Annotated in this window: 13 protein-coding genes and 2 pseudogenes; 8 read left to right on the forward strand and 7 right to left on the reverse strand. The window is 71.4% G+C overall.

Going from position 1 to position 12,575, the window contains the following annotated elements; translation table 11 throughout:
• Positions 1-30 precede the first annotated feature (30 nt).
• Complete coding sequence (locus tag ACGF8A_RS08025; protein ID WP_393105435.1) at positions 31-789, reverse strand: class I SAM-dependent methyltransferase; 759 nt, start codon at positions 787-789, stop codon at positions 31-33.
• A 100-nt stretch (positions 790-889) separates the two neighbouring features.
• Between ACGF8A_RS08025 and ACGF8A_RS08030 the strand changes: the two genes are divergently transcribed.
• Positions 890-1,519 carry a CGNR zinc finger domain-containing protein gene (locus tag ACGF8A_RS08030; RefSeq protein ID WP_393105437.1) on the forward strand — a complete coding sequence of 210 codons (630 nt, stop codon included), beginning with the start codon at positions 890-892 and terminating at the stop codon, positions 1,517-1,519.
• On the opposite strand, the gene sodX is transcribed toward ACGF8A_RS08030, so the two are convergent.
• A complete protein-coding gene (sodX, locus tag ACGF8A_RS08035; protein WP_393105711.1) occupies positions 1,423-1,857 on the reverse strand; it encodes a nickel-type superoxide dismutase maturation protease in 435 nt (144 codons plus the stop codon). The genes ACGF8A_RS08030 and sodX overlap by 97 nt on opposite strands.
• Before the next feature lie 145 nt (positions 1,858-2,002).
• Here sodX and sodN point away from each other — a divergent pair, with 145 nt between their 5' ends.
• Positions 2,003-2,398, forward strand: coding sequence for a superoxide dismutase, Ni (sodN, locus tag ACGF8A_RS08040; protein ID WP_393105439.1), 396 nt, complete (start codon positions 2,003-2,005; stop codon positions 2,396-2,398).
• A gap of 117 nt (positions 2,399-2,515) precedes the next feature.
• A pseudogene (locus ACGF8A_RS08045) lies at positions 2,516-2,619 on the forward strand (VOC family protein); the annotation flags it as partial.
• A gap of 196 nt (positions 2,620-2,815) precedes the next feature.
• Here the strand turns inward: ACGF8A_RS08045 and ACGF8A_RS08050 are convergent.
• The 3 genes and pseudogenes from ACGF8A_RS08050 to ACGF8A_RS08060 form a co-directional block, all read right to left on the reverse strand.
• Positions 2,816-3,316 (reverse strand): annotated as a pseudogene (locus ACGF8A_RS08050) (dihydrofolate reductase family protein); the annotation flags it as partial.
• 287 nt (positions 3,317-3,603) lie between these two features.
• A complete protein-coding gene (locus ACGF8A_RS08055; protein WP_393105441.1) occupies positions 3,604-4,749 on the reverse strand; it encodes a family 2 encapsulin nanocompartment cargo protein polyprenyl transferase in 1,146 nt (381 codons plus the stop codon).
• Positions 4,750-4,867: 118 nt separating this feature from the next.
• Positions 4,868-6,274: a family 2B encapsulin nanocompartment shell protein gene (locus tag ACGF8A_RS08060; RefSeq protein ID WP_393105443.1), complete on the reverse strand. Its 1,407-nt coding sequence runs from the start codon at positions 6,272-6,274 to the stop codon at positions 4,868-4,870.
• 314 nt (positions 6,275-6,588) lie between these two features.
• Between ACGF8A_RS08060 and ACGF8A_RS08065 the strand changes: the two genes are divergently transcribed.
• Positions 6,589-7,179 (forward strand): N-acetylmuramoyl-L-alanine amidase, encoded by a 591-nt coding sequence (locus ACGF8A_RS08065; protein WP_393105445.1) that lies wholly within the window; start codon positions 6,589-6,591, stop codon positions 7,177-7,179.
• 21 nt (positions 7,180-7,200) lie between these two features.
• Positions 7,201-8,103, forward strand: a complete 903-nt coding sequence (locus tag ACGF8A_RS08070; protein ID WP_393105447.1) for a 1-aminocyclopropane-1-carboxylate deaminase/D-cysteine desulfhydrase — start codon at positions 7,201-7,203, stop codon at positions 8,101-8,103.
• 10 nt (positions 8,104-8,113) lie between these two features.
• On the opposite strand, the gene ACGF8A_RS08075 is transcribed toward ACGF8A_RS08070, so the two are convergent.
• A complete protein-coding gene (locus ACGF8A_RS08075) occupies positions 8,114-9,727 on the reverse strand; it encodes a Na+/H+ antiporter (protein WP_393105449.1) in 1,614 nt (537 codons plus the stop codon).
• Between the two features lie 61 nt (positions 9,728-9,788).
• On the opposite strand from ACGF8A_RS08075, the gene ACGF8A_RS08080 reads away from it, so the two are divergent.
• The 3 genes from ACGF8A_RS08080 (at position 9,789) to ACGF8A_RS08090 (ending at position 11,963) form a co-directional block, all read left to right on the forward strand.
• Positions 9,789-10,049 carry a UBP-type zinc finger domain-containing protein gene (locus ACGF8A_RS08080; RefSeq protein WP_393105713.1) on the forward strand — a complete coding sequence of 87 codons (261 nt, stop codon included), beginning with the start codon at positions 9,789-9,791 and terminating at the stop codon, positions 10,047-10,049.
• A gap of 259 nt (positions 10,050-10,308) precedes the next feature.
• On the forward strand, positions 10,309-10,722 hold the full coding sequence (locus tag ACGF8A_RS08085) for an anti-sigma regulatory factor (protein WP_004925829.1): 414 nt from the start codon (positions 10,309-10,311) through the stop codon (positions 10,720-10,722).
• 17 nt (positions 10,723-10,739) lie between these two features.
• Positions 10,740-11,963: an RNA polymerase sigma factor SigF gene (locus ACGF8A_RS08090; RefSeq protein ID WP_393105451.1), complete on the forward strand. Its 1,224-nt coding sequence runs from the start codon at positions 10,740-10,742 to the stop codon at positions 11,961-11,963.
• Between the two features lie 51 nt (positions 11,964-12,014).
• Here ACGF8A_RS08090 and ACGF8A_RS08095 read toward each other — a convergent pair whose 3' ends face one another.
• Positions 12,015-12,467 carry a hypothetical protein gene (locus tag ACGF8A_RS08095; protein WP_393105453.1) on the reverse strand — a complete coding sequence of 151 codons (453 nt, stop codon included), beginning with the start codon at positions 12,465-12,467 and terminating at the stop codon, positions 12,015-12,017.
• Positions 12,468-12,575: the final 108 nt, after the last annotated feature.

Below are 12,575 nucleotides of genomic sequence, written 5' to 3' on the forward strand. Positions count from 1 at the left end.
TCCGTACCGCCCCTTTCCGTGTCCGCGGGGCTACTTCAGCGCGAGCAGCAGCGTGTCCGACGGCGAGCACCACACCGGACGCGCCTCCCCGAACCCCTGCTCGCGCAGTACGCGCGCGTGCCACTCGGCCGACGGCATGTCGCCGTCCGCGTGGTCGCCGTAGATCTCGAAGCGGCGGGCGGTGGGTCCGGCGAGGGCGGGGTCCTTGGCGGCGAGCTGCCACCACTCGGCCCAGTCGAGGGCACCCCCCTGCTGTGCCCGGGCCATGCGCGCGTGCCGCAGGGTGCGCTCGGCGGCGTTGATGCGGGGGGTGGTGTCGTCGATCATGTGGTCGGCGTTCATGAAGACGCCTCCGTGCCGGACGAGCCCGGCGATCCGGCCGTACAGCGCCTGAAGCGGTTCGGTGTGGAACCAGTGCAGGGCGGTGGCGGTCAGGACCGCGTCGTACGTCTCGTGGGGCAGCCGGGCGGTCCAGTCGGGGTCCTTCAGGTCGGCCTCGACGAGGGTGACGCGGTCGTCGCCGTCGAAGGTGCCGCGCGCGATGGTGAGCAGGGCCGGGTCGAGGTCGATTCCGGTGCTGGTGGCGTCGGGGAAGCGGTCGAGCAGGCGGGCGGTGATGGTGCCGGTGCCGCAGGCGAGGTCGAGCACCCGCGGGGCGGTGCCGGCGAACGCCTCGACCATGTCGAGCATGACCCGGAAGCGCTCCTCGCGGTCCGGCATGTACCACTCCTGCTGCCGGTCCCAGCTCTCCTGCCAGGCGCTCCAGTCGGTGCCGATGCTCGTCGTCATGGGAACCCCTTCTCCACTCACCCGCGTAATACCCTGGAAGCACGATCATCTGTTACGCGACCGCAGACATGACCATAGAGCCCCTTTGTAAGGACTACAAGTGGAACTGGCCTATTACTCGGACTACGCCGTACGCCTCGTCAACAGCGAGGAGCCGGCCCGGGGCAAGGACTCACTGACCTCGGTCGAGGCCGTTCGGGAGCTCTTCGGCGGCAACCAGTCGGCGGCCCGCCGCGCCACCGACGCGGACGTGACCAGGTTCCGCTCGGTCCGGGGGCGGCTGCGCTCGGTCTTCGAGGCTGCCGACGGCGGCGACGAGACGCTCGCCGTGGACCTGCTGAACTCCCTGCTGCTGGAGTTCCCGGTGAGCCCGCAGATCTCCGGCCACGACCATCGCGACGACGACGGCCGCCCCCTGTGGCACATGCATCTCGCGGACCACCCGTCGAACGCGACCTCGGGTTACGCGGCCATCGCGGCGATGGGCCTGGCCTTCCACCTCACCGAGTACGGCGTGGACCGCCTGGGCCTGTGCGAGGCGGCCCCCTGCCGCAACGCCTACCTCGACACGTCCACCAACCGCTCCCGCCGCTACTGCTCCGACCGCTGCGCCACCCGCGCCAACGTGGCCGCCTACCGGGCGCGCAAACGCCTGGAGGCCGACCGGCCCGCGAAGACGGGCCTGGCCGCCGAGAGCGCCCAGCGCAGCACGGCCAGCGGCGAACGCTGATCCGGCTTGCGCGGGCGGTAGCGGAACACGACCCGGCCCAGAACCAGCTCGTCGGGCACGACACCGTAGTCGGTGCTGTCCCCGCCCGCGTACGCGTTGTCGCCGAGCACCCACCAGCCGCCCTCGCGGCGCTCCGCCGCCCGCTTGACGACGAGCAGGTCCTGCTGGAAGGGATGCCGCAGGACGAGGACGTCACCCGGCCTGACCTGGACGCCGTGGCGCAGCAGGAGCCGGTCGCCGTGGTACAGCGTCGGCACCATGGACGGCCCGGTCACCTCGGCCAGTCCGAAGGGCGGGACGCCCCTTCCGCGCTCGGTCTCCTGCGACAGCTCCGGCATCCCCGGCACCTCCCCGGTCCGATCCTCCACCAGTCTCAGTGTCACCCCGGACTTTTGTCCTAAGCCCATGGGGGCACTCGCGAAATCACGTCGCTCAGGGAGTAATGTCCCCCCTGAGAAGACGATCACGAGGAAGGAATGCTCCATGCTTTCCCGCCTGTTTGCCCCCAAGGTCAAGGTCAGCGCGCACTGCGACCTGCCCTGCGGTGTGTACGACCCTGCCCAGGCCCGCATCGAGGCGGAGTCGGTGAAGGCCATCCAGGAAAAGATGGCCGGTAACGACGACCCGCACTTCCAGGCTCGTGCCACCACGATCAAGGAACAGCGCGCCGAGCTGGCCAAGCACCACGTCTCGGTGCTCTGGAGCGACTACTTCAAGCCGCCGCACTTCGAGAAGTACCCGGAGCTGCACCAACTGGTCAACGACACCCTGAAGGCCCTCTCGGCCGCCAAGGCGTCCACCGACCCCGCCAGCGGCCAGAAGGCCCTGGACTACATCGCCCAGATCGACAAGATCTTCTGGGAGACCAAGAAGGCCTGACGCCTCGCGCACGGCGGGCGGTCGGTGCGCCACCGCCTGCCGCAGAGGCGGGCGACGGGGCCCGGCCGCGACTGGCGGCCGGGCCCCGTCAGCGTTCTCCCCCAAGGTGGTGGGTCCGTCGCCGCCGGCGCCCACTGGACGGTCTGCGCGATCCGGCGGGCGGGACCTACTGCCTGACCGGCCGGGACCCTGAGACGGGCGGTATGCCTAGCCTGCCTTGACGACGCAGAGCAGGCCGTACGAGCCGTCGCCGGCCCGCGGCGGCACCGACGCCTCGGGGCAGTCGGCCTCCCGGCCCTGACGCGGCAGCGGCGTCGGAGTCGCCTCCTCCCAGCGGTACGGCCCCGGCGGCTCGGCCGACTCCTGCAGCCACACCGTCAGCCCACCCCCGACCGCCACGGCCACGGCCCACACCAGGCCGGAACCGAACATCGGCATGCCGCTGCCCAGCACGATCGGGTACGTCTTGACGACGAGTTCGTCGATCTCGTCGATCAGCTCTCCCGCGACCTGGGAACCGCCGCAGAGGTAGATCCCGAACTCGCCGTCCTCGGCCTTCAGTTCGCGGACCCTGCCGGCCAGGTCGTCGGCGACGATCGCGACCGCGGGGTCGGGCGACTTCTCGAGGGTGCGCGAGGCCACGTACTGACGCATGTGGGCGTACGGGCTGGTGACGCCCTCCTTCAGCGCCAGTTCGTAGCTGGCGCGGCCCTGGATGATGGTGTCGAACCGCTTGTTCGGCAGGTCGTCGAGACCGAGCGGGCGGCGGCCCTGGGTGGGCAGGGTCTCGGGGTACTCCGCGGTGAGGAACTCGAGGAACTCCTGGTCCACGAAGGGGTACATCGCCGCGGCGTCGCCGTCCGGGTCCCCTATGAAGCCGTCGATGGAGCAGGCGATGAAGTAGGTGAGCTTGCGCAAGCCGGTCTCTTTTCGTAGCTGTCGCTGTCGGCCGCTGGTGTAACCACTCCAGTTCTAGTACTTCGGTTGTAGTGGTGGCAAGGGGATTACGGGCCGGAGGGAAGTGGGAGAGGGGATTCCGCATCAGGGCACGCGCTTGACGGCGAACGGCAGTACGGCAGAACGGGGGCGGGCCCCGCACACCGTGGGGATGTGCGGGGCCCGTCCGGGCCGGAACCGGCCGGGGCACGCGGGTCAGGAACCGCATACCCCGGCCCGGCCCGGGTTTCCTCGCGCGACACCGGCGCTCAGGTACTGCGCCGGGTGACGAACTCGGCGAGCGCCAGCAGCCCGCCCGCCGACTCCGGGTCGGGAATCGCCCGGGACAGCTCCTGCATCGCGTTCGCCATCCGCTCGGACGCCTGGACCTGCGCCCAGTCCCGTCCACCCGCCCGCTCCACCGCAAGCACCGTGGGCTCCAGGTCACCGCCCGCGTAGGGCGCTTCGTACAACGCGGCGAGTTCCACCGCGGCCGGTGTCCCGGAGGACAGCGCGGCGACCACGGGCAGGGACTTCTTGCGGGCCGCCAGATCCGCCCCGGCCGGCTTGCCGGTGCGGCTCGGGTCGCCCCATATGCCGATGACGTCGTCGATGAGCTGGAAGGCGAGCCCGGCCTCCCGGCCGAACGCGTCCAGCGCCTCGACATCGGCCGCGTCCGCCCCGGCGTACAGCCCGCCGATGGCGCACGCGCACCCCAGCAGCGCCCCGGTCTTGGCCTCGGCCATGGCGAGCACCTCGTCGAGGGTGACCTCCGCTGGGCCGCGCCGCTCCATGGCCGTGTCGACCTGCTGGCCCTCGCACAGCTCGATGACACAGGACGCGAGCCGGGCCGCGGCGGCCGCGGACGCCGGGTGCGGGTCCTCGGCGAGCAGTCGCAGGGCGAGCGCCTGGAGGGCGTCCCCGGCGAGGATCGCGTCGTTGTCCCCGAACACCGTCCAGGCGGTGGGCCGGTGCCGGCGCGTGGTGTCCCGGTCCATCACATCGTCGTGCAGCAGCGTGAAGTTGTGGACCAGCTCCACCGCCGCGGCCGCCCGTACGGCGCTCGCCCGCGCCCGGGAACCGCCGAGCGCGGCTGCCGCCACGAGGACGAGCGCCGGCCGGATGGCCTTTCCCGCGTTGCCGGCCGCCGGTGTGCCGTCCGCGTGCTCCCAGCCGAAGTGGTAGCGCGCGACCCGGCGCATCCCCCTGGGCAGCGCCTCGATCGCCGAGCGCAGCTCGGGGTCCACCGACGCCCGCGCACGCTCCAGGATCACTGCCGCCTCGGGACCGTCGAGCGGCCCCGGCCCGCTGTCCGTCCGGTTCGTGATGGGACTCCGCCTTTCGGGCACCCCGGCCGGGCGCCGCACGGCCGGGACCTGCGACTGGGCCGCCGGCTCGGTCACGGACTCGGTCATGAGATCGCGGTCCCCTCTCCGAAGGTCCGCGGACCGCGGCGCCCACGTTCCGGCCCGGCGCATACCCCGCGGTGCCCCCGCCCTGCCGGGCGGGGACACGGCACACGGACCGGGCAGGTCACCGCCAGCGGCCGATCTCGACGTTCTCCAGCACGCCGAGCGCGTCCGGCACCAGGACCGCCGCCGAGTAGTAGGCCGTCACGAGGTACTTGATGATGGCCTGTTCGTTGATGCCCATGAACCGCACCGACAGGCTGGGCTCCAGCTCGTCCGGGATGCCGGACTGCCGCAGACCGATCACACCCTGGTCCGCCTCGCCGAGACGCATCGCGATGATCGAGGTGGTGCGGGCCTCGGTGACGGGGATCTTGTTGCACGGGTAGATCGGGACACCGCGCCAGGTCGGGATGCGGTTGCCGCCGACGTCGATCGTCTCCGGCACCAGGCCCCGCTTGTTGAGCTCACGGCCGAACGCGGCGATCGCGCGCGGGTGGGCGAGGAACATCTTGGTCCCGCGCCGGCGGCTGAGCAGCTCGTCCATGTCGTCCGGGCCCGGCACACCGTCGTGCGGCTGGATCCGCTGGTCGTACTCGCAGTTGGTGAGCAGCCCGAACTCACGGTTGTTGACCAGCTCGTGTTCCTGGCGCTCCTTCAGCGCCTCCACCGTGAGACGGAGTTGCTGCTCGGTCTGGTTCATCGGCTGGTTGTACAGGTCGGCCACGCGCGAGTGGATGCGCAGCACGGTCTGGGCGATGCTCAGTTCGTACTCGCGGGGCCGCGACTCGTAGTCCACGAAGGTGTGCGGGATGTCCGGCTCGCCCTCGTGACCGGCCGCGAGGTCGATCTCCTTCTCGCCGTACTTGTTGGTGCGCTGCTCCGGAATCGCGCGCTGCTCCTCCAGGTGCTCACGCAGCGTGTCCGCGCGCTCGGCGAGCTGCTCGACGTCCTGCCGGGAGAGCACGAGGACCGTGCAGGGGGTGATGGCGCGGGCCGTGAACTCCCAGATGGCGTCCGGGTCGAGGAGTGCCTGCTCGCCCAGGTAGGCCCCGTCGGCGAGGACGCCGAGGCTCTCGTCGTCACCGTACGGGCCGGTGCCGATCTTCTCCACGCGGCCGTGCGCCAGCAGGTACACCTCGTCGGTCTGGTTGCCGAAGTCGGCGATCACCTCGCCCGCGGCGATCTCGCGCTGCTCGCAGCGCCGGGCGAGCTCGGTCAGTACCTCCTCGTCCTCGTAGGACCGCAGCGCCGGCAGTTCGCCCAGCTCCGCGGGGATCACCTCGACACGGTCGCCGGTCTTCACGAAGGTGATGCGTCCGTCTCCCACGGCGTAACTGAGCCGCCGGTTCACGCGGTACGTGCCGCCCTGTACATCCACCCACGGCAGCATGCGCAGCAACCAGCGCGAGCTGATCTCCTGCATCTGGGGTACGGACTTGGTCGTGGTGGCCAGGTTCCGCGCGGCCGCCGTGCCCAGACTCTGCTGCGGCCTGGTCTGCTCCGTGCGGACCTCTTCGCCTACCGACATAAGGAATTGCCCTCCCGGTCCTGCCCTGGCAACGCATTGCTCCGGGCACCGATCTCCGCGGAGAAGCCTTCCAGCACGGACCGTGATCGTGCTATTACCCGAAAGAGCGGGAATGGATCAACTCCCCATGGGAACGCGGGGGTTTCACCTCGAACAGTTACGGGGTTTCACCTCGAACGGCTGCTGCCCACCCCGCTGGCCGAAACAGCTCGCTCGCTGTACGAACGAGAGGTTCCGCTTCTTCCCGGTTCGGTACAAGCAGCATGTACGAGGCGGCCGCGCCGGGCGGTCGTCGCGCCGTGAAGGAGGCACTCATGGCCTCACCCCTGTCCGCGAACCGGTTCCTCGACTGCCTCCGGGGCGAGGGGCTCACCGTCGTCGAGGTGGGCAACTGGAGAGAGCACAACCGCAACCACAAGGGCCCCTGGGCCCCCGTGCACGGCGTGATGATCCACCACACCGTGACCCGGGGCAGCGCCGCGACCGTGGAACTCTGCCGCAAGGGATACGCGGGCCTGCCCGGCCCGCTGTGCCACGGCGTGATCACGAAGGACGGCAGGGTCCACCTTGTCGGCTACGGCCGCGCCAACCACGCGGGCCTCGGCGACGACGACGTGCTGCGCGCGGTGATCGCGGAGAAGGCACTGCCGCCGGACAACGAGGCGAACACCGACGGCAACCGTCACTTCTACGGCTTCGAGTGCGAGAACCTCGGCGACGGCAAGGACCCCTGGCCCGAGGCGCAGCTGGAGGCCATCGAGCGGGCCGCGGCCGCGGTCTGCCGCGCGCACGGCTGGACGCACCGGTCGGTCATCGGCCACCTGGAGTGGCAGCCGGGAAAGGTGGACCCGCGCGGGTTCACGATGTCCGCGATGCGGGGGCGCATCGCCGAGCGGCTGAAGTAGGCCACGGGCGACAATGACCGGGTGACCAGCCCCGACGCCCTCGCCACCCTGCACCCGCGGCTCCCCTCCCCGCTGCGGGAGGTGCGTGACGACCGCTTCGCGCGGCACGGCGTACGGCTGCTGCTGAAGCGCGACGACCTGATCCACCCCGACCTCGTCGGCAACAAGTGGCGCAAGCTCGCCCCCAACGTGACCGCGGCGCACGGCCGCCCGGTCCTCACCTTCGGCGGCGCCTACTCCAACCATCTGCGCGCCACCGCCGCCGCGGGCCGCCTCCTCGGTCTTGCCACCGTCGGCGTGGTCCGCGGCCAGGAACTCGCCGACCGGCCCCTCAACCCCTCCCTTGCCCGGTGCGCGGCCGACGGCATGCGGCTGCACTTCATCGACAGATCGACCTATCGCCGCAAGGCCGACCCCCGCACTCTCGCCGTCCTGTTGCGCGCGGTGGACGCCGAGGACGCCTGGGTGGTCCCCGAAGGCGGCAGCAACGCCACGGCCGTACGGAGCTGCGCGGCGCTCGGTGCGGAACTGCGCGGGCAGGCGGACGTCGTGGCGATCGCCTGCGGAACGGGCGGCACCCTGGCGGGACTGGCGGCGGGACTGGGCCCTGGCGGCCGGGCGCTCGGCATACCGGTGCTCAAGGGCGGCTTCCTGAGCACGGGCATACGCTCCTTGCAGGAGGCGGCCTTCGGCGGGCCGCGCGGCGACTGGCACCTCGACGACCGCTTCCACTTCGGCGGCTACGCGCGTACCGGCCCGGAACTGGACGCCTTCGCCGCGGACTTCGAGGAGCGGCACGGGCTGGCCGTCGAGCGTGTGTATGTCGCCAAAATGCTGTACGGACTTGTCGCCCTCGCCGAGGAGGGCGCCTTCCCGCGCGGGAGCACGGTGGCGGCCGTGATCACCGGCCGCCCCTTCCCCTGACCAGACGCCGCTACTCCGCTTCCCGGTACGCCGCGGCCTCCTCCAGGTCCAGCCGGCGCAGCAGCGTCCGCAGCATCTCGTCGTCGATGAAGCGACCGTCGCGCAGCCTGACGAACACCTCGCGCTCGGCGCTGATCATCTCCCCGGCCAGGCGGCGGTAGGTGTCGTCGGCGGTCTCACCGGTGATGGGGTTGGACTGGCCGAGGCGCTCCCAGACGGCGTTGCGGCGGCGCTCCAGGACCGCCCGAAGCCGGGCGGCGAGCGGTTCGGGCAGGGCGTTGCGCTCGTCGGCGAGCAGTTCCTCCAGACGCCGCTCGGCGGCCCGGGAGGCCTGCGCCTGGGCATTGGCCTCGGCGAGCGTCTCGGCCTGGACGTCCCGGCCGGGCAGCTTGAGCAGCCGGATCAGTGGCGGCAGGCTGAGGCCCTGGACGACGAGGGTACCGATGACCGTCGTGAAGGTCAGAAAGAGGATCAGGTTGCGGCCCGGGAAGGGCTCGCCACCCTCCATGACCCGCGGGATCGAGAAGGCGATGGCCAGCGAGACCACACCGCGCATCCCGGCCCAGGAGATGATGAAGGCGCCCTTCCAGACGGAGCCCGTGCCCCCCGGGGCACTCATCTCCCGCTCCCGGATCCGCGCCGACAGCATGCGGGGCAGGCAGACCGAGGGGTACACCCATACGAACCGGGTCACGACGACGACCAGGAAGACGGCGACCGCGTACCAGGCGGCCTCCAGCCCCTCGTACTCGCCCAGTCCCTCCAGGACCACCGGCAGCTGGAGTCCGATGAGGGCGAACACCACCGACTCCAGGACGAAGGCGACCATTTTCCAGACCGCGGTCTCCTGGAGGCGGGTGGCGAAATCGACCTGCCACGCGCGATGGCCGAGATACAGGGCGACCACCACGACCGCGAGGACGCCGGAGGCGTGCACCGCCTCGGCGGTGGCGTACGCGACGAACGGGATCAGCAGGGAGAGGGTGTTCTGGAGGAGGGGCTCCTTGAGGTGGGTGCGCAGCCAGTGGATCGGCACCATGAGGACGATGCCGACCACGATGCCGCCGATCGCCGCGATCAGGAACTCCGCGATGCCGCCGGCCCAGGTCGCGCCCTCACCGACGGCGGCCGCGAGGGCCACGCGGTAGGCGGTGATCGCGGTGGCGTCGTTCACCAGGGATTCGCCCTGCAGGATCGTGGTGATCCGGGACGGCAGCCCGACCCGGCGGGCGATCGCCGTGGCCGCGACCGCGTCCGGCGGCGCCACCACCGCGCCCAGCACCAGCGCGGCGGTCAGCGGCAGCCCCGGGACGATCACATAGACGGCCCAGCCGACGACGAAGGTCGCGAAGAGCACGTAGCCGACCGACAGCAGCGCGACCGGCCGCAGTTGCGCGCGCAGATCGAGGTAGGAACTGTCGGTGGCCGCGGCGTGCAGCAGCGGCGGCAGGATCAGCGGCAGCACGATGTGCGGGTCGAGGTGGTAGTCCGGGACTCCGGGGACGTACGACAGGACGAGTCCGGCAGCGACCAGCAGCAGCGGCGCCGGCACGGGGGTGCGCCGGCCGGCCGCGGCGATCCCGGCACTGCCCGCCACCAGCAAGAGCAGTGGCATCACGTCCATGGTTCTCGCCCGCCCTCGTTTTCCGCGCGGCCTGCCGCGCGCCCGTCGTAACCTGGCAATCATGAAACAGTGCACGCACGCCGACGAGCTGCCGCACCCGGAACCCGAGGCCCTGACCGACACCTGCCCCGAGTGCCTGGCGGACGGCTCGCATCCGGTGCAACTGCGACTGTGCCTGACCTGCGGCCATGTCGGCTGCTGCGATTCCTCAGAGGGCCGGCACGCGACAGAGCATTTCAAGGAGTCCGGTCATCCGGTGATGCGGACGTTCGAACCGGGGGAGAATTGGCGGTGGTGCTTTGTGGACCACGTCCTGGCGTGACCGTTTCGTGACCCCGGAAGCGACGGTTCGGGCGCCTGACGTCTGGGTACGTCAACCCGGCGCGCGCTCTTCCCAATTGGGGGCGCCCACCCTCTAGCCACTGTGCGTGTTCATGTGTTTACTATGAGTGACAACAAGGGGTTGGGGTCCCGGGGACAGGTAGGTTCCGAGCGCGGTAGCGTCACCGCTGAACACACTTCGCGTTACCCCGAGGGGCGACCCTCGGCCCCGTAGAGCTTGTACCACCTTGGAGGTGAGGGTGTCCCAGATCGCAGGCGAGCCCGCGACCCAGGACTTCGTGGAAGTCCGGCTGCCGGCCGCGGGTGCCTACCTGTCGGTGCTGCGGACGGCCACGGCCGGCCTCGCAGCCCGTTTGGACTTCACCCTCGACGAGATCGAGGACCTGCGCATCGCGGTGGACGAGGCCTGCGCGATCCTGCTCCAGCAGGCCGTGCCCGGCTCGGTGCTGAGCTGTGTCTTCCGGCTCGTCGACGACTCGCTGGAGGTGACCGTCTCGGCGCCCACGACCGACGGTCACGCCCCGTCGCGGGACACCTTCGCCTGGACCGTGCTGTCCGCCCTGGCAGGCAAGGTCTCCTCCGCCGTGGACGAGGACAAGACCGTTTCGATCAGTCTCTACAAACAGCGCGGCGCGGGACCCGGGCCGGCGTGAGGAACGGGGACGGGCCGGTGCGGGACGAAGAGCGCGGCACACGGGAGCTGCCGACGGGGGTGCCCGGAGGTGTTCCCGGCTCGAGCGGAGCCGGGAACGCGGGGGACGGCCCGGTCGGTGCCCGTCGCATGTCCGACGGCATCGACGGCATCCCCGAGCAGGCCCGACCGCATCCGCAGGACGGCTCCGACACCACGGAGGCCGGCCTGCTGGACGACGGGCAGCGGGACCAGGAGGGCACCGCGCGGAGCGCTCCTGCGGGACAGCGGATCGGAGCGTCTCCTGCCCATGGGAGTCCTCCCGCTCCAGCGAAGTCGGGAGCGGGGGCGGAGACGGGGGCTCGGGGAAGGGCGACGGGCGGGACGATGAGCGAGCACGAGCGATACGCGGAGCAGGACGTGCACAACGTGCCCGACGCGCAGCACGACGCGCATGCCACGCCCGAGCCGGCGGTCACGCGCAACGCACAGCCCGCGCACCACGACCCGCAGGACCGCAGCGGTGCGCGCGCCCTGTTCGTGGAGCTGCGCGGACTGAAGGACGGCAGCCCCGAGTACGCGGAGCTGCGCAACCAGCTGGTCCGGATGCACCTGCCGCTCGTCGAGCACCTCGCGCGCCGCTTCCGCAACCGCGGTGAGCCGCTGGACGACCTCACCCAGGTCGCCACCATCGGCCTGATCAAGTCGGTCGACCGTTTCGACCCGGACCGCGGCGTCGAGTTCTCGACGTACGCGACCCCCACGGTCGTCGGCGAGATCAAGCGGCACTTCCGCGACAAGGGCTGGGCGGTGCGCGTGCCGCGCCGGCTCCAGGAGCTGCGCCTGTCGCTCACGACGGCGACCGCGGAGCTCTCCCAGCTGCACGGCCGCTCCCCCACGGTCCACGAGCTCGCCGAGAAGCTGGCGATCTCGGAGGAGGAGGTCCTGGAGGGCCTGGAGTCCGCCAACGCGTACTCCACGCTGTCGCTGGACGTCCCCGACACCGACGACGAGTCCCCGGCCGTCGCCGACACCCTCGGCGCGGAGGACGAGGCGCTGGAGGGCGTGGAGTACCGGGAGTCGCTCAAGCCGCTCCTGGAGGACCTCCCGCCTCGCGAGAAGCGGATCCTGCTGCTGCGCTTCTTCGGCAACATGACCCAGTCGCAGATCGCGCAGGAGGTCGGCATCTCCCAGATGCACGTCTCCCGTCTGCTGGCCCGCACCCTGGCCCAGCTGCGGGAGAAGCTGCTGGTGGAGGAGTAGACGGGCCGCGGCCCGTCTGCCGCGCGGTGCTGCGGGGCCTGGCCGCCCCGGTCACTTCCCCGCGTTGCCGGGTCCCCGGATCCCCAGGGCCTGCGTCGTCTCCGGGTTGAGAAGCAGCATCAGGGACCCCACGGCGACCGCCGCCAGGGCGATCCCGCCCGGGATGGCCATGCTGTCGGCCTGGAGCAGGCTGTAGGCCACGGGCAGCGAGATGATCTGCGTGATGACCGCCGGGCCACGGCTCCAGCCGCGCCGCCCGAGCAGTCCGCGCGCGGCGAGCAGCGGCAGCAGGGCGAGCACGATCAACGTGACGCCCCCGGTCACGGCCTGCTGCCGGTCGTCGGGGTTCCCGGTCAGTCCGAGGACGAGGATCCACGCGCCGCCGGCCACCAGCGCGAGCCCCTCCAGCGCGACCAGCGCCGCCGCGACGGTCAGCCGGACGGGACGGCGGCCGGCCTCTGCGGCGGCCTCGGAAGCGGGGGTGGGGTTCTGCTGAGAGCTCACCCCTGAAGGGTAGCCCTCGCCCCTGCGGCGCCCCGGAAGGCCCCGGGGCACGCCCTGTGCACGATTCCGGGTCGGCCGTGCACGGATCCGGTCGGCCCCGTGCACAGG

The organism is Streptomyces sp. NPDC047706, from assembly GCF_043204795.1.
Taxonomy (GTDB): Bacteria; Actinomycetota; Actinomycetes; order Streptomycetales; family Streptomycetaceae; genus Streptomyces.